The organism is Streptococcus mobilis (assembly GCF_059727625.1).
The window spans coordinates 1,599,986-1,624,043 of record NZ_AP041823.1 but is presented as its reverse complement, the minus strand read 5'-3'; the positions used below and the strand labels follow the sequence as shown (position 1 = coordinate 1,624,043).

At 41.0% G+C, this 24,058-nt stretch carries 24 protein-coding genes and 1 pseudogene; 21 read left to right on the top strand and 4 right to left on the bottom strand.

All coding sequences use genetic code 11. The features are described from left to right. The first annotated feature begins 74 nt into the window (after positions 1–74). From AC6IZR_RS07715 to AC6IZR_RS07705, 3 genes are all read left to right on the top strand, one after another. Positions 75–644 (top strand): hypothetical protein, encoded by a 570-nt coding sequence (locus AC6IZR_RS07715; protein WP_003006147.1) that lies wholly within the window; start codon positions 75–77, stop codon positions 642–644. Between the two features lie 177 nt (positions 645–821). Then, complete coding sequence (locus AC6IZR_RS07710; protein WP_070450405.1) at positions 822–1,589, top strand: ABC transporter ATP-binding protein; 768 nt, start codon at positions 822–824, stop codon at positions 1,587–1,589. Then, positions 1,582–3,585, top strand: coding sequence for an FtsX-like permease family protein (locus tag AC6IZR_RS07705; protein WP_049514854.1), 2,004 nt, complete (start codon positions 1,582–1,584; stop codon positions 3,583–3,585). Before AC6IZR_RS07710 ends, AC6IZR_RS07705 begins: the two co-directional genes overlap by 8 nt. 99 nt (positions 3,586–3,684) lie before the next feature. Here the strand turns inward: AC6IZR_RS07705 and AC6IZR_RS07700 are convergent, their stop codons facing one another. After that, positions 3,685–5,649: a peptide ABC transporter substrate-binding protein gene (locus AC6IZR_RS07700; RefSeq protein ID WP_347111746.1), complete on the bottom strand. Its 1,965-nt coding sequence runs from the start codon at positions 5,647–5,649 to the stop codon at positions 3,685–3,687. Between the two features lie 262 nt (positions 5,650–5,911). Here AC6IZR_RS07700 and AC6IZR_RS07695 point away from each other — a divergent pair, with 262 nt between their 5' ends. The 17 genes from AC6IZR_RS07695 (at position 5,912) to AC6IZR_RS07615 (ending at position 21,692) form a co-directional block, all read left to right on the top strand. Beyond that, positions 5,912–6,241: a PadR family transcriptional regulator gene (locus tag AC6IZR_RS07695; RefSeq protein ID WP_003012258.1), complete on the top strand. Its 330-nt coding sequence runs from the start codon at positions 5,912–5,914 to the stop codon at positions 6,239–6,241. Further along, positions 6,235–7,035, top strand: a complete 801-nt coding sequence (locus AC6IZR_RS07690; RefSeq protein WP_347111747.1) for a hypothetical protein — start codon at positions 6,235–6,237, stop codon at positions 7,033–7,035. The genes AC6IZR_RS07695 and AC6IZR_RS07690 overlap by 7 nt, the downstream gene beginning before the upstream one ends. Beyond that, complete coding sequence (locus AC6IZR_RS07685) at positions 7,032–7,862, top strand: hypothetical protein (RefSeq protein ID WP_485786187.1); 831 nt, start codon at positions 7,032–7,034, stop codon at positions 7,860–7,862. The genes AC6IZR_RS07690 and AC6IZR_RS07685 overlap by 4 nt, the downstream gene beginning before the upstream one ends. Positions 7,863–8,144: 282 nt before the next feature. Continuing rightward, positions 8,145–9,536, top strand: coding sequence for an APC family permease (locus tag AC6IZR_RS07680; protein WP_201036856.1), 1,392 nt, complete (start codon positions 8,145–8,147; stop codon positions 9,534–9,536). 78 nt (positions 9,537–9,614) lie between these two features. Continuing rightward, positions 9,615–10,966, top strand: a protein-coding gene (locus tag AC6IZR_RS07675) for an IS3 family transposase (protein ID WP_152903631.1) whose coding sequence is annotated in 2 segments (ribosomal slippage) — positions 9,615–10,056 and positions 10,056–10,966 — 1,353 coding nt in all. Because the reading frame shifts where the segments join, the coding sequence is not laid out codon by codon here. A gap of 116 nt (positions 10,967–11,082) precedes the next feature. Further along, on the top strand, positions 11,083–11,319 hold the full coding sequence (locus tag AC6IZR_RS07670) for a DUF2829 domain-containing protein (RefSeq protein WP_000141913.1): 237 nt from the start codon (positions 11,083–11,085) through the stop codon (positions 11,317–11,319). Next, positions 11,312–12,010, top strand: coding sequence for a 3-oxoacyl-ACP reductase (locus AC6IZR_RS07665; RefSeq protein WP_373105303.1), 699 nt, complete (start codon positions 11,312–11,314; stop codon positions 12,008–12,010). The genes AC6IZR_RS07670 and AC6IZR_RS07665 overlap by 8 nt, the downstream gene beginning before the upstream one ends. A gap of 383 nt (positions 12,011–12,393) precedes the next feature. Next, entirely contained in the window at positions 12,394–13,053 is a 660-nt protein-coding gene (locus tag AC6IZR_RS07660; protein WP_049486387.1) for an ABC transporter ATP-binding protein, read from the top strand. A 4-nt stretch (positions 13,054–13,057) separates the two neighbouring features. Continuing rightward, positions 13,058–14,260: an ABC transporter permease gene (locus AC6IZR_RS07655; RefSeq protein ID WP_373105306.1), complete on the top strand. Its 1,203-nt coding sequence runs from the start codon at positions 13,058–13,060 to the stop codon at positions 14,258–14,260. A 99-nt stretch (positions 14,261–14,359) separates the two neighbouring features. Continuing rightward, positions 14,360–14,857 carry an NUDIX hydrolase gene (locus AC6IZR_RS07650; RefSeq protein ID WP_373105308.1) on the top strand — a complete coding sequence of 166 codons (498 nt, stop codon included), beginning with the start codon at positions 14,360–14,362 and terminating at the stop codon, positions 14,855–14,857. Further along, complete coding sequence (locus tag AC6IZR_RS07645; protein ID WP_134974710.1) at positions 14,854–15,294, top strand: ASCH domain-containing protein; 441 nt, start codon at positions 14,854–14,856, stop codon at positions 15,292–15,294. The genes AC6IZR_RS07650 and AC6IZR_RS07645 overlap by 4 nt, the downstream gene beginning before the upstream one ends. 379 nt (positions 15,295–15,673) lie before the next feature. Continuing rightward, positions 15,674–17,053, top strand: a complete 1,380-nt coding sequence (gene glmU / locus AC6IZR_RS07640) for a bifunctional UDP-N-acetylglucosamine diphosphorylase/glucosamine-1-phosphate N-acetyltransferase GlmU (RefSeq protein ID WP_195915418.1) — start codon at positions 15,674–15,676, stop codon at positions 17,051–17,053. Positions 17,054–17,062: 9 nt separating this feature from the next. Then, a complete protein-coding gene (locus AC6IZR_RS07635) occupies positions 17,063–17,608 on the top strand; it encodes an NUDIX hydrolase (protein ID WP_003006238.1) in 546 nt (181 codons plus the stop codon). Positions 17,609–17,619: 11 nt separating this feature from the next. Next, the gene (gene macP, locus AC6IZR_RS07630; protein ID WP_023917587.1) at positions 17,620–17,955 is read left to right on the top strand and encodes a cell wall synthase accessory phosphoprotein MacP; all 336 of its coding nucleotides are present in this window, start codon (positions 17,620–17,622) and stop codon (positions 17,953–17,955) included. Positions 17,956–17,979: 24 nt separating this feature from the next. Beyond that, complete coding sequence (locus tag AC6IZR_RS07625; protein WP_373105311.1) at positions 17,980–18,672, top strand: 5'-methylthioadenosine/adenosylhomocysteine nucleosidase; 693 nt, start codon at positions 17,980–17,982, stop codon at positions 18,670–18,672. Positions 18,673–18,834: 162 nt separating this feature from the next. After that, positions 18,835–19,458 (top strand): endonuclease III, encoded by a 624-nt coding sequence (gene nth / locus AC6IZR_RS07620; RefSeq protein ID WP_003006251.1) that lies wholly within the window; start codon positions 18,835–18,837, stop codon positions 19,456–19,458. Between the two features lie 266 nt (positions 19,459–19,724). Next, positions 19,725–21,692 carry a peptide ABC transporter substrate-binding protein gene (locus AC6IZR_RS07615; protein ID WP_373105314.1) on the top strand — a complete coding sequence of 656 codons (1,968 nt, stop codon included), beginning with the start codon at positions 19,725–19,727 and terminating at the stop codon, positions 21,690–21,692. Positions 21,693–21,883: 191 nt separating this feature from the next. Here the strand turns inward: AC6IZR_RS07615 and AC6IZR_RS07610 are convergent. Further along, positions 21,884–21,976 (bottom strand): annotated as a pseudogene (locus AC6IZR_RS07610) (bleomycin resistance protein); the annotation flags it as partial. Positions 21,977–22,083: 107 nt separating this feature from the next. On the opposite strand from AC6IZR_RS07610, the gene AC6IZR_RS07605 reads away from it, so the two are divergent. Further along, entirely contained in the window at positions 22,084–22,737 is a 654-nt protein-coding gene (locus AC6IZR_RS07605; RefSeq protein WP_223325333.1) for a hypothetical protein, read from the top strand. 84 nt (positions 22,738–22,821) lie between these two features. Here AC6IZR_RS07605 and AC6IZR_RS07600 read toward each other — a convergent pair whose 3' ends face one another. Next, on the bottom strand, positions 22,822–23,208 hold the full coding sequence (locus tag AC6IZR_RS07600) for a bleomycin resistance protein (RefSeq protein WP_021152848.1): 387 nt from the start codon (positions 23,206–23,208) through the stop codon (positions 22,822–22,824). A gap of 11 nt (positions 23,209–23,219) precedes the next feature. Further along, a complete protein-coding gene (locus tag AC6IZR_RS07595) occupies positions 23,220–24,047 on the bottom strand; it encodes an exodeoxyribonuclease III (protein WP_155125152.1) in 828 nt (275 codons plus the stop codon). Positions 24,048–24,058 lie beyond the last annotated feature (11 nt).

Genomic DNA, 24,058 nt, shown 5'->3' with positions numbered 1-24,058 from the left:
AAAACAGAAAATGTTTGACAATTAAAGGAAAATCATTTAAAATATATTCATTCTTTATTTATAGGAGAAAAAATATGAAAAAACTTCTTACAGCCGGTGTGGCTCTCTTGTCAGTTGCAACGTTAGCAGCTTGTTCTGGTAAAACTGCTTCAGAATCATCAAGCAAAGATGCAAAAGCTTCTTCTAGCAAAGTAGAAAAATCATCTACTTCAGAAAGCAAATCAAGCAGTTCATCAAAATCATCTAAATCAGCAACCTCTTCTGTTAAAATTCCAGAAATTGTCTTGTTGACTGATGAAGAAATCGATAACGCCAAAACAATTGGTGATATGAAAACTCTTTATAGTAAATTAGTGGATAACTATAAAAAATATGCTCAAGATCTTGGCGATCAAATTCCAGAATCACATAGATCTATATATACTCAACAAGTAGAGCCAGCTCTCAAGACATTGGACGAATCAAAAACTCAATTTGATACGGCGCTTTCAACTGGTGGTTCAGATGATACAGTTGTTCCTGAACAAGGACGTACTGCTTTTGCACAACAATTGAAATCTGGACGTGACACTATGAAACAAGCTCTTGAAAGTGCATATAAGATGATTTCACCTTATATCTCTTCATCTTCATCAGCTGAATAATTCATTAATGAAAATAGGTTAGGACCTCAAGTCCTAGCCTATTTTTGCTTTCTTACAAAAATGTAAGAAATAAAGGGGAAAATGTAAGGTTATGTTATGGTGAAAACGTTTCAGTTTTAGTACAATAGACTTGTAAAAAACGATTGAAGCTTTTATCGAGCTAGAAAGGAATGGACCATGACCCTACTAGACGTTCAACATATCAAAAAAATCTACAAAACCCGCTTTCAAGGAACGCAGGTTGAAGCCTTAAAGGATATCCATTTTACCGTTGAGAAGGGCGAATACGTCGCTATCATGGGGGAATCAGGATCCGGGAAATCGACCCTCCTCAACATCTTGGCCATGCTGGACCAGCCGACGGAAGGACGGGTCTACCTAAATAGCATAGATACCTCCACCATCAAGAACAAGGATGCGTCCAGCTTCCGTCGGGAAAAACTAGGCTTCGTCTTTCAAGATTTCAACCTGCTCGACACCTTGTCTGTCAAGGACAATATCCTCTTGCCATTGGTCCTCTCTCGCAGACCAGTCAAGGAAATGATGAGCAAGGTCGACACTGTCAGCCGGGAGTTGGGCATTCACCAGCTCTTAGAAAAATACCCTTACGAAATCTCTGGTGGTCAAAAGCAACGGGTGGCCGTAGCGCGGGCCATCATCACCTCACCAGAAATCCTCCTGGCTGATGAGCCAACAGGGGCGCTGGATTCTAAGTCTTCAGCTGCTTTGCTGGACGTCTTTGAAGATATCAATAACATGGGCCAAACCATTCTCATGGTAACCCACTCAACCGCAGCGGCAGCTCGGGCCAAGCGCGTGCTCTTTATCAAGGATGGGATTCTCTATAACCAGATCTTCCGCGGAGAAAAGACAGAGCGTCAGATGTTCCAAGAAATTTCAGATACCTTGACGGTCATGGCGGGAAAGGAGGATCATGATGTTTAAATTAACGAGTAAATTAGCTCTTTCCAACCTCAAACAAAATCGTAAGCTCTATTACCCTTTCGCTATAGCCGTTATTTTAACGACCATGATCCTCTATAGCTTTATCGCCCTGGCAACGACCCCTCACTTAGAGGCTTCTTACGGAGGACGAACGGCGAGATATGTCCTTGGTTTTGGTTGTTTCGTCGTCCAGCTGGTCGTCATCATTTTAGTGGCTTATGCCAATGGCTATGTCATGAAAAATCGTTCCAAAGAACTGGGACTCTACAGTGTTCTGGGGATGGAGAAGAAGCACCTCCTCGTCATGACCTTATGGGAATTGCTTATCTTCTATATCCTCACAGTTGGCGCGGGACTGGGTTTGGGACTCTTATTTGATCCCTTGATTTTTGCCTTACTCCTAAAATGTATGGGTCTACCAGTCGTCATTCAATCAACCTTCCAGATAGGGGCTGTTCTTAACACTTTACTTGGGTTAGCCTTAGCTTTTGGCCTCATTCTCTTGTTGAATTCTTTACGCCTTTTGCGCTACAGTTCCCTCCACCTCATGCAACAAAAGAAAGCAGGAGAGAAGAAGGGAAGATTCTTGCTGGTCCAAACTCTGTTAGGTCTAGGTCTCTTAGGAATTGCTTTCTATTTGGCGCTCACTGTTGAGCGTCCAGTTGCGGCCGTCCAAAGATTCTTTATTGCTGTCATCTTGGTCATTCTGGCGACTTATCTCTTATTCAACGCAGGATCGATTACCTTCTTAAGAATTCTTAAAGGTCGGAAACCCTACTATTACAAGCCGGAGAATTTTATCTCTGTTTCCAACTTAATAGCTCGGATGCGAAAAAATGCAGCGGGTCTTGCGACCATTAGTATTCTTTCCACCATGGTCTTGGTCACCTTAACCGGGTCGCTCAATCTCTTTATTGGAGGGCAGAATTACCTAGATACTATGTACCCTTCGGACTACAATTTTAGTGTGGGACATATGCCTTCAGATGCTGAAACAGAACCGGTTATTGAGGAGGTTCAAGCTATTATTCAGAAAACAGCCGATGCGACACATCTGTCAGATTATCAGGTGGCACAGACAACATACTGGTCGGCTGAAATTCGAAAGATTGATGGAAGGATCTTAGAGGTGTATGACCAGTCCGATCAAGAAACTGGTCAGGAATTGAAGACAGAAGGAGTAGTCTACTTTTTTGATCAGGCGACTTATGAGCAACTGACCGGTCAAAAAGTTGAGCTTGGGGAAAATGAAATCCTAGCCTATGGGTATCAATATCCTGGAAGATTAGACGCGCAATTAGAAATCAATGGGAAGACCTTTACGATTAAAGAAAAACTAGACTCCAATTTTATCCAAGGAAAACTCCCTCAAGCCGACCTGTTTCAACACCAAATGGGCTTGTATCTTGTCCTCCCTGACTTGAACCAACTGGGACTAAAAATTGATAAAAATTTGGAATTCTCTATTAGTGCTAAAAATAAAGAAAACCAAGATTTTATAGCTGGAATGGCCAAAGAGCTTAATTCGACAGACAAAATGAGTCAATATGGTGCGACTTTGTTTGGTGGGGTTGATCGATACAGCATGGAGAAGGAGTGGCGTGAATCAGCAGGGACAATCCTCTTTATTGGGATTTTCCTATCGGTGATCTTTCTATTGTCTACGGTACTCGTCATTTACTACAAGCAGATTTCAGAGGGCTATGAGGACCGGGATAATTTTGTGATCTTGCAACAAGTAGGGTTGGACCAAAAGCAAACGGCCACCACCATTCGCAAACAGATTCTCACTGTCTTTTTCCTTCCTTTATTCTTCTCCTTCCTCTACCTAGGAGTGGCCTACAAGATGATTGCAAAGATCGTTGCCCTCTTAGGAGCAACCAATGCGGGCTTGGTCCTTCAAACGACTCTTTCTATCTGCGCTGTCTTTTTCATCTCCTATATTCTCGTCTTTCTTCTGACTTCTAGAAGTTATCGGAAGATTGTCGTGCGATAGCGTTCGAGTCTATAAAAGATTAGAAATAAGATGAAAAATACAACATTTTGTTAGCACAAAAAACACCGAGGATTATATCCCCGGTGTTTTCTTTCGTGATTATTTCACGTGTTTTGCAAGTTCTTCTTGCGCTTTTTTGTTTGATTCTTCTTTTTCTTTCAACCAATTCTTATAAGCTTTTTCGTAGTCAGCAGTTGTGACTGTCTTATCTTGAAGTTTTTGGTATTTGAAGAAGGTTGATTCACCTTTAATACCAATAGCAGAATTTGGTGCAGAGAATGGTGTTACCTTCGTGATAGATGGAACGCCACCCTTAGAGTAGATTGGAAGAACAATTGCGTTTTCTGTCAACCAAGCTTGGGCATCAGCATATTTTTCATAACGCGCATTGGTATCCAATTTTTCAGCATTGGCAGCATCTAGCAATTCTTTGTATTGATTCAAACCAATTTTCTCGATGAGCGCTTGGTCTTTCTTAGGATCAAGTCCCATACCAGTCAAGGTTGAACCATCTGTTGGGTTCAAGATATTCAAGTAAGTAGATGGGTCTTGGAAGTCAGGCCCCCAACCAGTGATATCCATGTCAAAGTCTTTTTGATCTGGTGATTGGGCGAAGTAAGTCGCGTTGTCTGCATCATCTGTAGACAATTTTTGAACATCGATCACGACATTGTCTTTACCAAGAGCTGTTTCAATAGAGCTCTTCATAGAGTCTGCTTGTTGGACAAGAGTGCTAGAAGATTGGTCTACAACATAGTCGATATGGATTGGGAATTGAACACCTTGTGATTGCAATTCAGATTTAGCTTTTGCAAGTTCTGCTTTGGCTTTGTCCGCATTATGCAAGCTGTCTTGAGCATCAGCAAAGCTCACACCTTTCCACTCATCTCCTGTTGCGGCAAGTTTTTCTTCAACGAGCGTACCGAAGTCTTTCCCGTCTGCTTGCACAAATGTAGGTGGAACTAGAAGTGTACGAAGAGTTCTTGATGCTCCCTCTTTACCATTAGCTTGTGCACTGTATGAAGTTCTATCCAAAGCGAAGTTCAAGGCTTGACGGAAGTTTTTGTTTTGAAGAGCTGTCTTAGTGCTGTTCTTTTGTTCGTCAGAAGTCTTCTTCGTATGACCGTAGTTTTGACGGTTGACGTTGAAGTAAGCGTAGTAGACAGTAGAATCTTGTTGAGAATAAACGATGTTATCCTTGAATTTCTTCTGAATTGTGCTGTAAGTTGAGCTTGTTGGGAAGAGACGAGCAGAAGTTAAGTTACCGTCTGAGAAGTTACGAGCAAGATAGTCTTGGTCTGATCCATCGAAGTAAGTCAATTTAACCGTATCGATGTGAACATTTTTCTTGTCGTAGTAATCAGGGTTTTTATCCAATTCGATTTGTGATTTTGAAGTGAATGATTTCAAAATGTATGGACCATTGTAGAGGATACCATTTGGTTTCACGCTACCAAAGTCTTTCCCAGCTGATTCCAAGAATTTTGCATTAACTGGCATCATAGTAGCAGTCGTTAATTTAGAATTCCAGAAAGATTCTGGTTGGTTCAAAGTGTATTGAAGAGTGTGATCATCAACAGCTTTTACCCCAACGGTTGAGAAGTCTTTGGTTTTCCCGTTTACATAGTCATCCAAGCCTTTGACTGAGTTTTGAACCAAGTAAAGAGCATCTGATTTTTTATCTGCTACGTATTTTAGAGATGTCACGAAATCTTTTGCAGTAACGTCAGCGTATTCATTTCCTTCTGAATCATACCACTTCGCATCTTTTCGAAGCTTGTAAGTATAAGTCAGACCGTCTTTTGAAACAGACCAGTCTTCAGCAAGAGCAGGCACTAGGTTACCGTATTGGTCGTTTTCAAACAAACCATCGACCAAGTTGGTAGTAATGTCGCTTGTAGTTGCACGGTTTGAAGTCAAATAGTTCAAGGTATCAGGGTCAGAACTATACACGTAGTTGTAGGTTGTCCCTTTTGATGCATTAGAAGATGAGCCACATGCAGCAAGGAAAAGCGTTGAAGCCGCGGCGACACCTGCTAAAAGAGCAAGCTTCGATTTTTTCATATTCGTGTCTCCTTTTGAATAATTTAAATTATTATACTCCAATCAATCTACAAAATAAAGTGTTTTTTGAACTTTTTTTGTATATTTACACACCCGTATACACTGAAAGCCCTGATTTTAAGGGATTTTTAAGGAATAAAAAATTTTTTTGAAATAAGTTACTATTTTGCTTTACATACTAGTTGAGAAAGAGTATACTGATAGTGAAATAGCTAGTATGCAAAACAAACTAGTGGAAAATGTGAAGAAAGAGGTGAGAAGGATGAAAGAGTCCCAATTACTAAAGGGAGTCTTAGAGGGCTGTGTGCTGGAGATTATTTCCAAAAAGGCCATCTATGGCTATGAATTGATCCAAAGTCTCAAAGAGATGGGATTTGATAAGATTGTCGCCGGGACCATTTATCCCCTGCTTCAAAAATTAGAAAAACAAGGGGTTATTCATGGGGAAATGAGGCCGTCTCCAGATGGTCCTGATCGTAAGTATTTTTCACTCAGTGATGCTGGAAGAGAGCGCTTAGAGGAATTTTGGGACCAGTGGCAGGAGCTAGTCACAAAAGTAGAACGTATCAAGAAGGAGGGAGAAGAATGGTAGAAAGTTATACCGAAAAAATGTCAGATGAATTGATTCATCTAAACAAAGAGGATCAAGCCTATGTGAAAAAAATGGTGGCCTATATTGGGGCCAAGTCCTATTTTTATGATGATGAAGCGCTCGGTGAACAACTCTACAATATGGTTTGCGATCTGAAAGTTGCTGAAAAAGAAGGCATACGGGCGGTGGATTATTTTGGAAAGGATCCACGGGCGATGGTGGATCAAGTTCTTTCAGACTTGCCTAAACGTTCTTTAGGATCTTATGTGGGACTCGTCTTCCTACTTGGAGTGATCTTAGTTGGCATGCGTTATTTAATGGATTTTACCTGGATGACACCACTGAAAATCGAACCCTTGACCTATGTTGTCATTCTCCTCAATTTCTTGGTGTTCAGCCAGTTCATCACGTGGCTTTGGTCCAAACAGAGCTATGGTGAAATGAAGTGGTCGTGGGCTATGTTTATCAGTGTGATCAGCCTGATGGTGTTTCTGAACATCGTACGACTATTTTCGATCTATTTTGGCCACATTGGGGGTCTCTTCTTATCAGATGGTTGGGCGATTGTTCTCGCTGTCCTAGTCCTACTTGGGTTTACGGTCATGGCTGTTAGAAGCAGGAGTCGTTTGATGTCGAGTCTACTAGTCCTGGGTCTGACTTTCCTAGTTACTGGATGCTGGATGCGTCTTGTGAATCAGGAAACTGCTCATTTAATAGGCTGGTTACTTCCTCTCATGGGACTAGTCCTGACCCTTGTTGTATTTTGTCTCCAAAGAAAGAAGGAAGAAGCATGAAATCAGCAATGTATTTTGAAGAAACGCAGGCCTTGATGCAAACCTTTAGCCAAGAGGACCAAGCTTATTTCCAAGATCTCTGGGATTATTTCAATCTTGCAGGTTTCTTATATGAGGAGAAAGCCTTAAGAGAGCAGGTCTATAATTTAGCGGTAGATTTTTCACAAGCAAGCGGAGATGGCCTCACGGCAAAGGATTATTTTGGCCTTGATCCGAAGGGAATGGCAGACCAAATCATCGAAAATATGCCCAAAGAATCGACTCGCTCTGTTCTAAAATATGGGGCTATCTTTTCAGGTATTGTGATTTTTTATCGCCTCTTAAGTGATTTTGCTTCCCAAGCGGTCCTTGTGCTCAAGCCGCTAGTCTATTTAACCGACATCATTTTGGGACTGCTAGCTGTTGGGATCATCTTCTATCTCCTTCGTCGCTTCATTTTTGTGGAAGAAAAAGCGAAAAAAGCAATTTATGTAGCATTTGTTCTGGTATTAGGGATCTATTTTTTCAGTGAAATTGTGGGAGTTCGCTTCTTGCCAGCTATTGCTTGGTTAGCGGTCCCTAGTCCTTGGGATGCTCTTCTCATGACAGGGGCTAGCGGAGCTCTCATCCTTTGGCAATGGAAAGAAGAGTTTGGACGAGCTTTCATCTTTCCTATCATCGCCTTTTTAGTGGTTGGATTCTTACATCGCTGGACCTTGGCACAAGGAGTTCAGAATCTTGGTATGACAGCTCTTCTGCCCACAGTGATCATCGTCTTTGGGCTAGTTATTTATTATTGGTTTACGATTCGTGCTTTGAAAAAGAATAGGACGGAAAGTGATAAATAGAAAGAAAAGGGGCTGGGATAAAAGTCCTAGCCTCTCAATTGTTTTTGGATTGTCGAGCAAGACGCAGTGGTTGAGTGCTCAAAGCACTGCTTTGAGGTGGTAGATAGGACTTGCTAAGCAAGTTTCCTAAGTAGTTGTTCGCTTTTCAAGTTCCAAAGATGCCCTACTCAACTGTGCGGAGGTGGGACGACGAAATCGAATTCTGACGAATTACCGATTTCTGTCCCACTCTCTTTCTTGTCCAAGTATGATAGAATAAACTCATTAGATGGGAGAATATGCATGAATCTATTTCGAAAAAAGGGACTTGGGCAAGTACACCCGGGTCTAAATCGCCATTTACGATTGTGGGATTTGATTATTTTAGGAATTGGTGCCATGGTGGGGACGGGGATCTTCACGATTACGGGAACTGCAGCAGCGAATTTAGCTGGGCCAGCCTTGATCATTTCGATTGTGATTGCGGCTTTTTGCGTCGGCTTATCTGCCCTTTTCTTTGCTGAATTTGCGTCTCGCATCCCTTCAACTGGTGGGGCCTATAGTTACCTCTATGCCATCTTTGGAGAGTTTCCAGCCTGGATTGCCGGTTGGTTGACTGTGATGGAATTTATGACAGCCGTATCAGGGGTGGCTTCAGGTTGGGCTGCTTATTTCAAGGGTTTGTTGGCCAATCTTGGCTGGAGCCTGCCGACGGCTTTAAACGGGACTTTTGATCCAGCTAAGGGAACTTATGTGGATCTCTTGCCTATTTTGGTCATGGTCCTCGTCACTGCCTTAGTCCTTATGAATGCAAAAGCGGTCTTACGTTTTAATTCCTTGCTGGTCTTACTCAAGTTTTCCGCTCTTGCCTTGTTTATTCTTGTTGGGATTTTTCACCTAAATCCTGCCAACTGGGCAAACTTTGCCCCTTATGGATTTGGCGAAATCTATGGTGGTCAAACAGGGATTATGTCTGGAGCTTCGCTCATGTTCTTTGCCTTTCTTGGTTTTGAGTCCATTTCAATGGCGGTCGATGAAATCAAGGAACCACAAAAGAACGTTCCTCGTGGCATTGTCCTTAGTCTTTTGATCACAACTGTTCTTTATATTTTGGTTACCTTAGTTTTGACTGGTATGGTTCCTTTTAAGAACTTAAATGTAGAAGACGCGGTTGCCTTTGCCCTCCGTCAGGTCGGAGCTGGCTGGGCTGGAAATTATGTATCGCTGGTAGCGATTTTGACCCTGATTACCGTCTGCATTTCGATGACCTTTGCCCTTTCACGGATGATTTACAGTTTGGCGCGGGATGGTCTCTTACCAAAAGCTATGAAACAGCTCGATCCAAAAACCAGAATTCCCAAAAATGCAACACTAGTAGCTGGATCGATGGCTGCCATTGCTGGTGGAGTCTTTCCACTTGCAAGTATCGCTTCCTTCTTAAATATCTGTACCTTGGCTTACCTGGTTATGTTGGCCCTTGCCCTCTTGAAATTGCGCAAGGAACACGGGGCTCCTGGACCTGGTGAATTTAAAACACCCTTAGTTCCAGTTTTGCCAATCCTATCGATTGTGGTCTGTCTGTCCTTTATGACCCAGTATTCCCTATCGACCTGGCTGGCCTTCGGAGTTGCTCTCCTGATCGGGGTCGGAATTTATTTTGGTTATGGGTATCGCCATTCAGAAGAAAATCAATAAAACATAAAAGCTAGAGTAGAAGTGAACTGCACCCCAAAAGTTAGACAGAAAAAATCTAACTTTTGGGGTGTTTTTATTATGAAATTGACTTATAAAGATAAAGTTCAGATCTATGAACTTAGAAAACAAGGATATAGCTTAGAGCAACTTTCAAATAAATTTGGGATAAACAATTCTAATCTTAGGTACATGATTAAATTGATTGATTGTTATGGAATAGAGTTCGTCAAAAAAGGAAAAAATCGTTACTACTCTCCTGAATTAAAACAAGAAATGATTGATAAAGTTCTACATGAAAACTGGTCTCAAGATAGAGTTTCTCTCGAATATGCTCTCCCAAATCGTGGTATGCTTCCAAATTGGATGGCACAATACAAGAAAAACGGGTATACTATTGTTGAGAAAACAAGAGGGAGAGTACCTAAAATGGGACGTAAACGTAAGAAAACTTGGGAAGAAATGACAGAACTAGAGCGGCTCCAAGAAGAGAATGAACGCTTACGTACCGAGGTGGCTTACTTAAAAAAGTTAAAAGAGCTAGAAGTCAGGGACGAAGCCTTACAACTAGAAAGGCAGAGACAATTAGAGAAATGGCTTCAGGAGGATTTCGACTAGATTTACTTCTTGAAGCGGCTCGTTTACCTCGCTCAACTTACTACTATCAGTTGAAGCAACTGGATAGGTTTGACAAAGATAAAGATCTTAAAGCTGAAATTCAATCTATTTTTACTGAGCACAAAGGAAATTATGGCTTTCGCCGAATGACTCTTGAATTGAGAAATCGTGGTTATGTGGTCAATCACAAAAGAGTTCAACGCCTGATGAAGGTCCTTGGTTTAAGTGCTCGAATTCGTCGTAAACGGAAGTATTCTTCATACCAAGGAGAGATTGGAAAGAAAGCAGCCAACCTTATTCAACGCCAATTTGAAGCATCCAAACCAATGGAAAAGTGCTACACAGATGTGACAGAATTTACCATTCCAGCAAGCAGTCAAAAACTCTATTTATCGCCGGTTTTAGATGGCTTTAATAGCGAAATTATCGCCTATAATCTTTCGACTTCACCAAATTTAGAACAAGTGAAATCTATGTTAGACCAGGCCTTCAGTGAGGATCATTACACAAATACTATTCTCCATAGTGACCAAGGATGGCAGTATCAACATCAGTATTATCATCATTTTTTAGAGGATAAAGGAATCCAACCGTCCATGTCACGTAAAGGAAACAGCCCAGATAATGGCATGATGGAGTCCTTCTTTGGCATTCTTAAGTCTGAGATGTTTTACGGTTATGAGAAGACATTTCACTCACTTGAGCAATTGGAGCAAGCTATTGTAGACTATATTGATTATTACAACAACAAACGAATTAAGGTAAAACTAAAAGGACTCAGTCCTGTGCAATACAGAACTAAATCCTTTGGATAAATTAATTGTCTAACTTTTTGGGGTCAATACAAAGAACTCTGGCTTTTTGTATAGGGGAAGCTCTTTTTTTGGTATAATAAAGGGAGAAAGTTAACTAGATAACAAAGGAGAACATCATGACATTTGAAGAGATTTTACCAGGCTTAAAGGCTAAGAAAAAATATGTACGTACAGGCTGGGGTGGAGCAGAAAACTACGTCCAATTGTTTGATACCATTGAGCAAAATGGGGTGGCTCTAGAAGTGACGCCTTATTTCCTCATCAACGTGTCTGGTGAGGGTGAAGGTTTCTCCATGTGGAGTCCAACCCCTTGTGATGTCTTAGCGACAGATTGGGTGGAAGTCCATGACTAAAAGTGTCTTGATTACAGGCGTGAGTTCCGGGATTGGTCTGGCTCAAGCTCGCCTCTTTCTAGAAAAGGGCTACCAGGTTTATGGGGTGGACCAGGGAGCGGATCCCCAGTTAGCAGGTGCTTTCCATTTCTTGCAACGGGACTTAACTCTTGATTTGATGCCGATTTTTGACTGGTGCCCTGAGGTAGAGGTCTTGTGCAATACAGCCGGAGTTTTGGATGATTACAAGCCGCTTCTGGAGCAAAGCGCTCAGGAGACTCAGGAGATTTTTGAGATCAACTATGTGACCCCGGTGGAGCTGACACGGTATTATCTGACTCAAATGTTGAAGAAGAAGCAAGGGATCATCATCAATATGTGCTCCATTGCTTCTAGCCTGGCAGGAGGAGGCGGCCACGCCTATACCTCGTCCAAACATGCTCTAGCGGGCTTTACCAAGCAGTTGGCGCTTGATTATGCAGAAGCTGGAATTCAGGTCTTTGGCATCGCGCCAGGGGCTGTCAAAACAGGTATGACCGCAGCGGACTTTGAACCAGGTGGATTGGCTGACTGGGTAGCCAGTGAGACACCCATCAAGCGCTGGATTGAGCCAGAGGAAGTGGCAGAAGTCAGCCTCTTTTTGGCTAGCGGGAAGGCGTCTGCCATGCAAGGGCAAATCCTGACCATTGATGGTGGATGGAGTTTGAAGTAGGGAAATGAAAAAGCAGGAGCTAAAATCTTGCTAAGAAATGTAATTGTTTTTTCCTTACTGAAAGAGTATCAAATCTAGGTGGACAATTGAGTTAGGACAGTGGTGAGACAGGTATTTACCTCTATGCTAAAGAAGATCTTACTGAATGAAATTAAACCTACCAGAGTGGTCAAGATGAATCAGATTTCTTTATGATTGGTCACGATGGAGATCTAGCCTATTTCACCAAAAAAATACAGGGATAATAACAATTATGAAGATAACTGAGGGTAAGTTCAGAAGAACTTTTTGAATGGGCTCTACCTGAAACCTTAAGAGATTGTTTTAGAAGAAACGAATAGTACAATTGATTTGCTAAGTTATTGTGGAATGAAGGTGAAATCATGATTAAATTAGTGAATGTTACTAAATGTTTTAGTGATGGATCGAATGTCAGATACATTTTCAAAAATTGTAATTTTGAATTTAAAAAAGGTAGCACGACTGCAATAGTTGGCCGTTCTGGATTAGGAAAAACTACTCTTGTTAAATTAATATTAGGGATTACCAGTTTAAATGAGGGGGATATCTTAGTCTGTGGTAGTTCCATTTTAGATATGAAAAATTTGAGTAAGGTAAGGCGTAGGAATATTGGCTGTGTCTTCCAAAACTTTAATTTGATTTCAGGTTTCACGGTGAAAGAGAATATTCTACTTCCAAGATATTTTTTTGAAAATGGAGAGAATAACATTAACGAAATTTGTAACACTCTAGGTCTTTCAAAGGAAATGTTAAGTAAGAGTATTGATAAGATTAGTGGAGGTGAAAAACAAAGAGTTGCTTTGGCAAGAGCTCTTATTAATAATCCAGAAATATTGATAGCAGATGAACCTACTGGTAATTTAGACGCTGCTAACGAACAAAATATAATAGAATTGTTGAAGCGGATCAATGAGGAGTTAGGTATCACGATTATAACAGTAACTCATAGTGATAAGGTGGCGAATAGTATGCAGTCTATTTGCACAGTTGTTGATGGCAAAATTGAGTACGTAAGGAGATGATAAAATGAATCATTCCATATTATTCATTGCTAAAAGAGATTTAGAAGTTAACAAACGAAGATATAGATTAGTTCGACTGTCGATAGCGATCTCTGTTTTGCTAATTGTTTTAGTGATGCTCATTTCTAATTCTTTCTATAATAAAATGATTAATGAAATGACTGTAGCAAATAAAAATGTTGTTACTGTTGCCTTTGGTAATAAAGAAAATTCTCTGAATTATAAAGCTTTGCCTTTATTTTCTAGTGATGATATTGATCGAGTTAAAAAAATAGATGAAGTAAAAAATATTACAGGTGTGAAACTACTATTTACGGATGATATCAAATTCCAAAATGGTAAGACATCGGTTTCCAATACTATCCATTGTCTAGAAGAAAAGTATTTAAAAAACCTGAATATTAGAATTGCTGAAGGGAAATTTCCAGAGAAGGACAATGAAATATTAATCGGAGATTCCGTACACAAGGCTACATCAATGAATGTCGGAGATACGGTGACTATTAAGATTGATAATCATTATGAAAAGTTTGTAATTTCTGGCATTATAGACAAGCAAGAAGCGCAGTTATTTTCTACCTTGCCAACAGAAATAAATCAAATGATGGCAATAAATGTAAAAAGTAGTAGCGTTTCATCAAATAAGTATTACTATCTGAATGCTACTGTAAAAAATGGAACCGATTTAAATGAAGTAGCAAACAAGATCGAAAAGACTGTTTTAAAAAATGAAAATTTGAAACAATCTTTATCAGGAACAGGATTAGATGTTGTTGTAGCAACACAACAGGATGTTATCAATATGCTATCCAGATGGTTTTCCTACATCGACCTTTTTATCCTCTTAATCATAGTTCTTATCTCTATTGTAGCGATTATTAATATCATCAATATTCTTGCCATTACCATTCAGGAGAATCATAAACAGATCGCAACTTTTAAAATCATCGGTGCATCTGATCGACAGATAAAAAGAATATATTTATTTGAAAGCTTCATGATGGGAGTACTAGGTACAAGCGCGGGATTGGTGATAGGAATTGCTATTTCTTATTTGATCATCTTTTTGAGTGGATTACCACTAGATATTGAACTTACCAGATTGTTGTTCCCGGTATTAATAGGGATACTCACTTCAGTTTTTGCAGGATTATTGGTATCTAGAAAAATTACTAAAATTGATATTGAAAAGGTATTAAATCAATAGAGAAGAAATGATTAGGGTCAATAAGAGATGGTGTTGCAAAAAGAATAGCTATACTGGTTTCACTATCGACTGAGCTTTGAATGAAAGTAGGAGGATTTGATGGAAATCAAAAATCACTTTGGCGTCTACGGAGTCTGTCTTCAAGAAGGGAAACTGCTCTGCATTGAAAAAACTAGAGGCCCCTATCAACATCGTTTTGATCTACCGGGTGGTAGTCAGGAACTCGGTGAGGGGTTGACAGAAACCCTCAAGAGGGAAGTTCTGGAAGAGACAGGATATTCTCTTAGCAGTTATTCAAATCCTAGAATTTACGATGTGATGGTTCAAGAAGAAGGGCAAGACTTCGCCGTACACCATATCATGGCCTTTTATGATATCGTACTCGATTTCGAGAGCTCTCAACAATCCCTTCCTCAGGAGGTTCTTGATGGGACTAATGATTCAGCAAATGTAGTTTGGTTGAATGTGGAAGACATTACTGCCGACAATGCTTCTCCTTTAGTATTGAAGGTGAAGGCAGAGTTAGGAGGATTTCCAGAATTAGAACTGACAAGCTATAGAAATTGGAAGGTAAAAGAAAAAAAGGAGAACCTATGACACCTCAAGAAATGTGGAATGCCTACAAGCAAATCAATCCCTCTATTGGAGATGAGATAGATGCCTGGGCCTTTGGAGTGGACCCAGACCTTTTAGCGGAACTGGTCTTTAAAGGCGAAAAAACAGCAACCGCCTCAGCTTATGACCTCTACGCAGTAGAGGACGAACCCCTTCCACAAGAAGGGACCTTTGATGTCATTTTAGACAGTCAAGATCAGGCTGTCTGCATTGTCGAAGTCACGAAGGTTTCCGTTCAGCCTTTTCATCAAGTGTCAGCCGATCATGCCTATAAGGAAGGTGAAGGAGACAAATCTCTAGCTTATTGGCGTCAGGTTCATGAAGACTTTTTCAAAGACTGCTTAGGAGAAGCGGGACTGACTTTTACACCTGACAGCAAGGTGGTTTTAGAAGAATTTCGCAAGGTTTATCCATTATAGAACACTCTTTTCTTTTAGAAAATCAGAAAAGAGAATAACTGTTTTCTATTAAAAAATACCTAGTGATTGTGTCAAGCTAAAAATACTGCCCAGTTCTTAGAACTATTAAAAGATTTTTTGAGACTTTCCGCTGTGAGAAAAGCGCTTGAAACCTAAAAGTTTCAAGCGCTCGGGAGTTTTGAAACTTTAGGTTCAAAACTAAATCATGGAACTTCGAAGAAGTTCGCTGATGTCCGTACTCACCCAAGGAAAGTCTCAACGAAGATTTGATCTTAATCTGACTCTCCTTCTAGGAGAGTTTTTTGGTTTGGGTCTTATTTTCCAAAAGGGCTAAAAAATGGTATAATGTAAGCGATATTGTACAGAAAAGAGAAATGTTATGCCAAATTATGCCATTATTTTAGCAGCGGGGAAAGGTACCCGTATGAAATCAGATCTGCCTAAGGTTCTTCACAAGGTTGCTGGGATCTCTATGTTGGAACATGTTTTCCGTAGTGTTGGAGCCATCTCACCTGAGAAGACGGTAACGGTTGTGGGCCACAAGGCGGAATTGGTGGAGCAAGTCCTAGCTGGACAAACAGAGTTTGTTAAGCAAACCGAACAATTGGGAACTGGTCATGCGGTTATGATGGCAGAGCCAGTCTTGGAAGGTCTTGAAGGCCATACTCTTGTCATCGCAGGGGATACTCCTTTGATTACAGGTGAAAGCCTCAAACACTTGATCGACTTTCATATCAACCACAAGAATGTAGCAACGATTTTGACAGCCGAAGCAGCCAATCCATTTGGCTATGGTCGGATTGTTCGTAATGACAATGCGGAAGTGCTTCGAATTGTTGAGCAAAAAGATGCGACAGATTTCGAAAAACAAATTAAAGAAATCAATACAGGGACTTATGTCTTTGACAATGCGCGCCTCTTTGAAGCGTTGAAAAATATCAACACTAACAATGCCCAAGGCGAATACTATATCACGGACGTGATTGGTATTTTCCGAGAAGCAGGTGAAAAAGTCGGGGCCTATACGCTCAAAGACTTTGATGAAAGTCTCGGGGTTAACGACCGCGTGGCCCTTGCAACAGCAGAAGGCATCATGCGTCGTCGCATTAACCAAGCCCACATGGTTAATGGGGTGAGCTTTGTCAATCCAGATGCGGCCTATATCGATGTCGATGTTGAGATCGCACCAGAAGTGCAAATCGAAGCCAATGTTACCCTAAAAGGTCACACAAAAATTGGGGCTGAGACAGTTTTAACTAATGGTACCTATATCGTTGACAGTGAAATTGGGGCAGGTGCTGTCATCACTAACTCTATGATTGAAGAGAGCACGGTAGCCGATGGCGTAACGGTAGGACCATATGCTCATATTCGCCCAGGTTCTAGCCTCGCCAAAGATGTCCATATTGGAAACTTTGTCGAAGTCAAAGGTTCGTCTATTGGCGAAAATACCAAAGCTGGTCATTTGACCTATATTGGAAACTGTGAAGTTGGTAGCAACGTCAACTTTGGTGCAGGAACCATCACAGTGAATTATGATGGCCAACATAAGTTTAAAACGACGATTGGAAACAATGTCTTTGTCGGATCCAATTCGACGATTATTGCGCCAGTTGAATTAGGCGACAATTCCTTAGTCGGTGCTGGATCAACCATTACCAAGGATGTACCAGCTGATGCGATTGCGATTGGTCGTGGCCGTCAAGTGAATAAAGAAGAGTATGCCCTTCGCTTGCCACACCATCCTAAAAATAAATAGGAGATTCTCATGCAATTTGAAGAAAAAACCATTGAGCGCAAGGAGATTTATCAGGGGCCGATTTTCCAAGTGGTCACTGATCAAGTAGAACTACCCGCTGGAAAAGGCCAAGCGCAGCGTGATTTAATCTTCCATAACGGAGCAGTAGCGGTTTTGCCGATCACAGAAGATGGGAAAACGATCTTGGTCAAGCAGTACCGCAAGGCGATTGAAAGGACTTCGGTGGAGATTCCAGCAGGGAAGTTAGAAAAGGGAGAAAATGCAGACCCTAAAGCGGCTGCTCTGCGCGAATTGGAAGAAGAAATTGGCTACACAGCGGATCTAGAGTTGTTGTATGATTTTTATTCAGCCATTGGATTTTGTAATGAGCGGATCAAACTTTATGGTGCGACCAACTTGAAAAAGGTGGAAAATCCACGTCCACAAGATGCGGATGAGACCTTAGAGTTATTAGAAGTGACCTTGAAGGAAGCCAAAGATTTGATCCAAACTGGCGAAATCTGTGATGCTAAGACCATCATGGCTATCCAATATTGGGACTTAATCAATAAATAGAGGAGGATCCGATGGGAAAACCTTTATTAACCGATGAAATGATTGAACGAGCAAGGCGAGGTGAGGACATCACCGGTCCTAATATGGTCGATGCTGAAGAAACGAAGATTATTCGGACAGACCACAGAGGATTTGGCTACGAACGTCCTATGAGAGAGAGTCGTATGGAGCGTCCACAGGAGAGCTATTCTCAGGATACTGTGCAGATCCAAGTGGAGCCCACAGTGACCAAGAGTCGTCGCATTGAAGAACGCAAACAAAGTGTGGTCCAATCCAAACTCAATAAGATTTTGTTCTGGATCATTGTGCTCCTCATTGCCTTGATCATTGCTATTTGGCGTCTATAGGGTCGTCACAAGGAGAGAAATGACATGAAAATTGGAATTATCGCAGCCATGCCCCAGGAGTTGAAGATCTTGGTTGAAGCCCTTGAAAATGGGGAAAAGCATCTGCGTCTTGGAAAAGTCTACTATACAGGATCAATTGGACGCCATGAGGTCGTTTTGGTTGAAAGTGGTATCGGAAAAGTCATGTCTGCTATGAGTGTAGCAGTCTTGTCCAATGATTTCAAAGTGGAAGCCATTATCAATACGGGTTCTGCAGGTGCCGTTGCACCGGGAATGGCCGTTGGGGATATCGTCCTTGCGGACAAATTGGCCTATCATGATGTGGATGTGACTGCCTTTGGTTATAAGTATGGTCAAATGGCAGGTCAACCACTTTACTTTGAATCCAGTCGCTATTTCGTATCAGAAATGAAAAAAGTTCTGGAAGAAGAGGCTGCGACCACACATGTGGGCTTGATTACAACAGGAGATAGCTTTATCGCGAGTGAAGAAAAAGTCGCAGCGATTCGGGAGCATTTCCCAGAAGTCTTGGCAGTTGAGATGGAAGGGGCAGCCGTTGCCCAAGCCGCACACGCAGCTGGACGTCCTTTCATGGTCATTCGAGCTATGAGTGATACGGCAGATCACGCAGCCAATATCTCTTTTGATGAATTTATCGTAGAGGCTGGCGAACGCTCTGCTCGAACCCTGATTACCTTCTTAAAGAGATTGGTGTAAAATAAACAATAGAGCCAAGGAATATCTTATGATAGAAGTGGGACGAAGAATGAAGTTCGATTCAATTTCATTTCCAGTCCCTCTTCTTTTTTTGAAGCTGATTTTTTTAGAAATAGGGTGTTTTCATGCTATAATAAAGTCTAGTAATGTAAAGGAGAAATTATGGTTTTATCAAAGAAACGGGCACGCCATGTGATTGAAGAAATTATTGCTCTCTTTCCAGATGCTAAGCCAAGTTTGGATTTTCGCAACCATTTTGAATTACTAGTAGCAGTCATGCTCTCAGCTCAGACGACAGACGCGGCTGTTAACAAAGCGACACCAGGTTTGTTTGCGGCTTTTCCAACCCCACAAGCCATGGCAGCAGCCAGTGAAGCCGATATCGCCAAGCATATTTCTAAATTAGGTCTCTATCGAAATAAGGCCAAATTTCTCAAAAAATGTGCCCAACAATTGCTGGATAACTTTGATGGGCAAGTGCCTCAGACTCGTGAAGAGTTAGAAAGTCTAGCAGGAGTAGGACGCAAGACGGCCAATGTGGTCATGAGTGTAGGTTTTGGTATTCCAGCTTTTGCTGTCGATACCCATGTGGAGCGGATCTGCAAGCACCATGATATTGTAAAGAAATCAGCGACGCCATTAGAAGTTGAAAAGCGGGTTATGGATGTTCTGCCAAAGAGCGAATGGCTAGCTGCCCATCAAGCCATGATTTATTTTGGACGGGCTATCTGCCACCCCAAAAATCCTGAATGTGACCAGTATCCTCAACTCTATCATTTTGATTAGGAATCAGTTCCTCTGCTCGAAAGAGCAGAGGTTCTTTTTTGTAATGAAACGTATATTTATAAAAAGGATTGAAAGGTGATATCTTTGTTGGATCTGGTGGTAGGTGCCTAGATTCGCCTATCCGGCTTCTTTGAGATCGATTTCAAGATGCTTTTTCTTTATATCTTATTATATTCATTCAGAAAAAACGAACTTTTTTAAAATAAATTTGGTTTTTTTTAAGAAATAGTGTATAATGGTAGAAAATCTAACATAAGGAGATAGTGATGAAAGCAAAAAAACTGTTAGCTCTTGCAGGAGTTTCTGTTGCAGGTGCCTTTCTTTTAGCAGCATGTGGCGGTGGTAGTAGCAATCAAGCAACCTACTCATTCGTCTATTCAGCAGATCCAAATACCTTGGATTACATCGCTGCAACTCGTACAACGACTTCAGATGTCACAAGTAACCTTGTGGATGGTCTTCTTGAAAACGACCGATACGGAAACTTTGTGCCAAGTCTAGCAGAAGATTGGACTGTCTCTGAAGATGGATTAACCTATACTTACAAACTTCGTAAGGATGCCAAATGGTATACGAGTGAAGGGGAAGAATATGGTGCTGTAACGGCTCAAGACTTTGTTACAGGGATCAAACACGCGGTTGAGTCTAAATCAGAAGGTCTCTTCTTGATTCAAAATTCGATCAAAGGTTTGGATGCCTACGTAAAAGGGGAAACCAAAGACTTTAACACCGTTGGAGTCAAAGCCTTAGACGACCACACCATCCAATATACTTTGGTTCGTCCAGAAAGCTTCTGGAACTCAAAAACAACCTCAGGTGTTCTTTTCCCAGTCAATGCGGATTTCTTGAAATCTCAAGGGAAAGATTTTGGTTCTTTGAAACCTAGCAGCATCTTATACAATGGTCCATATTACTTGAAATCTTTGACTTCGAAATCTGAGATTGAATTGGTCAAGAACAAAGACTATTACGATGCGAAAAATGTTCATATCGACAATGTCAAATTGACCTTTAATGATGGATCAAACCCAGATTCTATCATTAAGAACTTTGAAAAAGGTCAATATTCCTTTGCATCTGTTATGCCAAACAGCTCGACTTATAAGAGTGTCAAGAAAAACTTTGGCGACAACATTGTCTACGGTTTGCAATTGGGAACATCCTACTATCTTGGATTCAACTTGGACCGTCAAAAGTATGACCATACAGCCAAAACAACGGATGAACAAAAAGCTTCTACCAAGAAAGCAATCTTGAGCAAGGACTTCCGTCAAGCAGTGAACTTTGCCTTTGACCGCAAATCTTATGCGGCACAAGTATCTGGATCTGATGCGGCTGAAAATACCCTTCGTAGCACCTTGGTACCACCAACTTATGTCCAAGTCAATGGAGAAGATTTTGGTAAGGTCGTTGAAAAACAATTGGTTACCTATGGGGATCAATGGAAGGGTGTGAGCCTGGCCGATGGTCAAACTAGCCTTTACAACCCAGAAAAAGCCAAAGCTTCATTTGCGAAAGCCAAAGCTGAATTGCAAAAACAAGGCGTTCAATTCCCAATTCATTTGGACTACATTGTCAGCCAAGTGGACAACAGCATGGTCCAACAAGCTAGCTCCTTCAAACAATCTGTAGAGTCAGCGCTTGGTGCAGACAATGTCGTTGTAGACCTTCAAAAGGTTTCGGATGATGATTTCCAAAATATCACCTACTTCAGCGATACTGCTGCTGCGAGAGATTACGATATCTCAGGCGGTGGTTGGGCTCCTGACTACCAAGACCCATCGACTTACCTCGAAAGTATCAGCCCAGTAAATGGTTCTGTCTTCTACTATCTTGGTATTGATGCAGGTTCAAATAATCCAGCCATTGCAACAGTTGGTTTGGATCAATACGCTAACATGTTGAAAGACGCCGATGCTGAATTGTTGGATCAAGCTAAACGCTATGAAAAATATGCAGCAGCGCAAGCATGGTTGACAGATAGCTCGATTACGCTTCCAACTGTTTCAAATGGTGGTGCTCCAATGCTTCAACGGACCGTACCATACAGCCGTGCTGCTTCATGGGTTGGTACAAAAGGAACAGGAACCTTCTACAAATACCTTGAAATGTCCAAAGATGTTGTCACCACAAAAGACTTTAACAAGGCCAAAGAAGAATGGTTGAAGAAAAAAGCAGAATCCAATAAAAAAGCTCAAGAAGATCTCAAAGATCACATTGAGAAGAAAAAATAAAAAAATCAATCATTGGTCTATCAATGAAGATAAAAAAGTCGGAGCCGTCATGTAAGGGCTCCGGTTTTTTTATGTCTCGAAAGTCAGTCTGTCTCATTCTTTAAGATGAAAGATAAATAAATCACCCGCTATTGAACTGTACTCACAAAAATATATTTTTGGGTATGGCTCATAGACGGGTGATGATCATTCTATTCACTAAATCTTAAAAAATAGCCATCTGGATCTAAAACTGCAAATTCATGAGGATAGATATACTGTTCACCAACACGAAATTTTCTTTTGTTATACCCTATGCTTTTTAGTGAAGGCGTTTCCTGTTTTAATTTAAATAAACTATAAAAAATGATATAATACATGTGAGTCAACCACTTTAAGGAGAACAATCCTGATGAAAAACAAAATAATATTAAGCTCTGTAACGCTTCTATCTGCATTTATACTAGCAGCATGCGGAAATAGAGAAAAGAAAACAAACGAAACTACAGCAGCACCAACAACTGAAGTCACTAAAGAAACTACGGATGCACCAACGACAACAACTCAAACAACAACTCCTGGGTCTTCTTCTGGGGCAAAAGAAATATCCCTTGCAGATACTCAACGTATCGGAAATGAAAAATATGGTTATATCAATATCCCTAAAGATTGGGTCGTACGCACTACTCGAAGTAGCAAAGCGCTCGAATATTTATCACCAGACAAAAACAATGCGTTAATAATGGATTCAAACACTAAAGATACTGTTAAACTTGGCCCCAACGAAACCTTTGACGCAGAGTTACTTGCGAACCGTTTATATAGCTCATTCGGAAAACACAAAAATCGAACTAGTATAGAAGGTGTAAAAGCTATATTTGCCGGTGGGGACGCTTTCTTAATAAAAGTAACAGTTAAAGATGGGAGTACTTTATACGTATGGGTATTCCAAAAAGGAGATAAAGTATACACAATCATAATCCAAGGTTCAGAAGATATGATTAAATCCTTAAGACCTGTTCTCGAGCAATCTTGGGGCCTAGATCCGAATACTCCGGGGAAATAATCCTTAAAAAACTAAAAGAGACTAATCAATGTGATTAGTCTCTTTCTTTTTTTGTTTCTTTTTCTACTCTAGTGATCTATTTTCTTATTCACTAAATCTTAAAAAATAGCCATCTGGATCCAGAATTGCAAATTCATGAGGATAGATATAATGGTCGTCAACACGAAATTTTCTTTTAATTAATGGGCGATGAATAGGATAGTTGGCTTCTAACAATTTCTGATAGAGCCTAGGGACATCCTCTATACCAAAGGAGATGTTAATTCCTTGGCCAAATGGGTAGGTTAGTTCAGCTAATTCTTCAACTGTCCCCTCCTCTAGCATGAGCTGGCAATCTTCAAGAGACAGGAAGAGAAATTTTTCTTCTGGGCGCTCGTATTCGATGGTGAAACCGAGCAAATCACAGTAGAAGGAACGGGACTGTTCTATATTCGAAACCATAAACTCGGGAATTACTGCATTGTAGTTCATAAAGAAAATCCTTATAATTCAATTTCCAAGACAATCGGTGTGTGGTCTTGGCGTGCGCCTGAGTCAATCATGTCTGATTTAGTAACCTTATCTGCAATGCGGTTTGAGGTTAACCAATAGTCGATTCTCCAGCCTGTATTGTTGATTTTTGAAGTCTTGCTACGTTGTGCCCACCAAGTGTAGCGTTCTGGGACATCACCATGGACATGGCGGAAGGTATCTGTAAATCCTTTGGCCAAAAGATTTGTAAATCCTTCGCGTTCTTCGTCTGTGAATCCTGGCGAACGGCGGTTACTGGCTGGGTTAGCAAGGTCGATTTCCTTGTGGGCAACGTTGTAGTCACCGGTTGCAAGGACAGGTTTTTCCTTGTCTAATTCAGCCAAATATTCAGCATATTTGACATCCCATACTTGACGTTCTTCTAAACGTTTGAGACCATCACCAGCGTTAGGTGTGTATACCTGAGTAACGAAAAATTTATCAAATTCCAAGGTAATGATCCGACCTTCCAAGTCCATGGTCGAAGGGGCTCCGATCTCTGGGAAAGTCACAACGGGTGTGAGCTCTTTTTTATAGAGGAACATGGTTCCAGCGTAGCCTTTACGAGCCGGTTCTTGAGAAGAGCGCCAGGTGTTTTCGTAGCCAGGGAAGAGCTCCTCAAGGATTTCGAGGTGTTTTTTAGTAGGACCTTTGGCGGATAACTTGGTTTCTTGAATGGCAATGATATCCGCATCCTCAGCAACCAAGGTTTGGAGGACTTCTTGAGAGAGTTTGGCGCGTGCTGAATCACTAGTTAATGCAGCATTAAGCGAGTCGATATTCCATGAAATGAGTTTCATTGTATTTCCTT

Bases quoted from the DNA above. Each gene is read 5' to 3' on its own strand.
- AC6IZR_RS07715 (WP_003006147.1), top strand. From the start codon at position 75: ATGAAAAAACTTCTTACAGCCGGTGTGGCTCTCTTGTCAGTTGCAACG.
- AC6IZR_RS07710 (WP_070450405.1), top strand. From the start codon at position 822: ATGACCCTACTAGACGTTCAACATATCAAAAAAATCTACAAAACCCGC.
- AC6IZR_RS07705 (WP_049514854.1), top strand. From the start codon at position 1,582: ATGTTTAAATTAACGAGTAAATTAGCTCTTTCCAACCTCAAACAAAAT.
- AC6IZR_RS07700 (WP_347111746.1), bottom strand. From the start codon at position 5,649: ATGAAAAAATCGAAGCTTGCTCTTTTAGCAGGTGTCGCCGCGGCTTCA.
- AC6IZR_RS07695 (WP_003012258.1), top strand. From the start codon at position 5,912: ATGAAAGAGTCCCAATTACTAAAGGGAGTCTTAGAGGGCTGTGTGCTG.
- AC6IZR_RS07690 (WP_347111747.1), top strand. From the start codon at position 6,235: ATGGTAGAAAGTTATACCGAAAAAATGTCAGATGAATTGATTCATCTA.
- AC6IZR_RS07685 (WP_485786187.1), top strand. From the start codon at position 7,032: ATGAAATCAGCAATGTATTTTGAAGAAACGCAGGCCTTGATGCAAACC.
- AC6IZR_RS07680 (WP_201036856.1), top strand. From the start codon at position 8,145: ATGAATCTATTTCGAAAAAAGGGACTTGGGCAAGTACACCCGGGTCTA.
- AC6IZR_RS07670 (WP_000141913.1), top strand. From the start codon at position 11,083: ATGACATTTGAAGAGATTTTACCAGGCTTAAAGGCTAAGAAAAAATAT.
- AC6IZR_RS07665 (WP_373105303.1), top strand. From the start codon at position 11,312: ATGACTAAAAGTGTCTTGATTACAGGCGTGAGTTCCGGGATTGGTCTG.
- AC6IZR_RS07660 (WP_049486387.1), top strand. From the start codon at position 12,394: ATGATTAAATTAGTGAATGTTACTAAATGTTTTAGTGATGGATCGAAT.
- AC6IZR_RS07655 (WP_373105306.1), top strand. From the start codon at position 13,058: ATGAATCATTCCATATTATTCATTGCTAAAAGAGATTTAGAAGTTAAC.
- AC6IZR_RS07650 (WP_373105308.1), top strand. From the start codon at position 14,360: ATGGAAATCAAAAATCACTTTGGCGTCTACGGAGTCTGTCTTCAAGAA.
- AC6IZR_RS07645 (WP_134974710.1), top strand. From the start codon at position 14,854: ATGACACCTCAAGAAATGTGGAATGCCTACAAGCAAATCAATCCCTCT.
- glmU (WP_195915418.1), top strand. From the start codon at position 15,674: ATGCCAAATTATGCCATTATTTTAGCAGCGGGGAAAGGTACCCGTATG.
- AC6IZR_RS07635 (WP_003006238.1), top strand. From the start codon at position 17,063: ATGCAATTTGAAGAAAAAACCATTGAGCGCAAGGAGATTTATCAGGGG.
- macP (WP_023917587.1), top strand. From the start codon at position 17,620: ATGGGAAAACCTTTATTAACCGATGAAATGATTGAACGAGCAAGGCGA.
- AC6IZR_RS07625 (WP_373105311.1), top strand. From the start codon at position 17,980: ATGAAAATTGGAATTATCGCAGCCATGCCCCAGGAGTTGAAGATCTTG.
- nth (WP_003006251.1), top strand. From the start codon at position 18,835: ATGGTTTTATCAAAGAAACGGGCACGCCATGTGATTGAAGAAATTATT.
- AC6IZR_RS07615 (WP_373105314.1), top strand. From the start codon at position 19,725: ATGAAAGCAAAAAAACTGTTAGCTCTTGCAGGAGTTTCTGTTGCAGGT.
- AC6IZR_RS07605 (WP_223325333.1), top strand. From the start codon at position 22,084: ATGAAAAACAAAATAATATTAAGCTCTGTAACGCTTCTATCTGCATTT.
- AC6IZR_RS07600 (WP_021152848.1), bottom strand. From the start codon at position 23,208: ATGAACTACAATGCAGTAATTCCCGAGTTTATGGTTTCGAATATAGAA.
- AC6IZR_RS07595 (WP_155125152.1), bottom strand. From the start codon at position 24,047: ATGAAACTCATTTCATGGAATATCGACTCGCTTAATGCTGCATTAACT.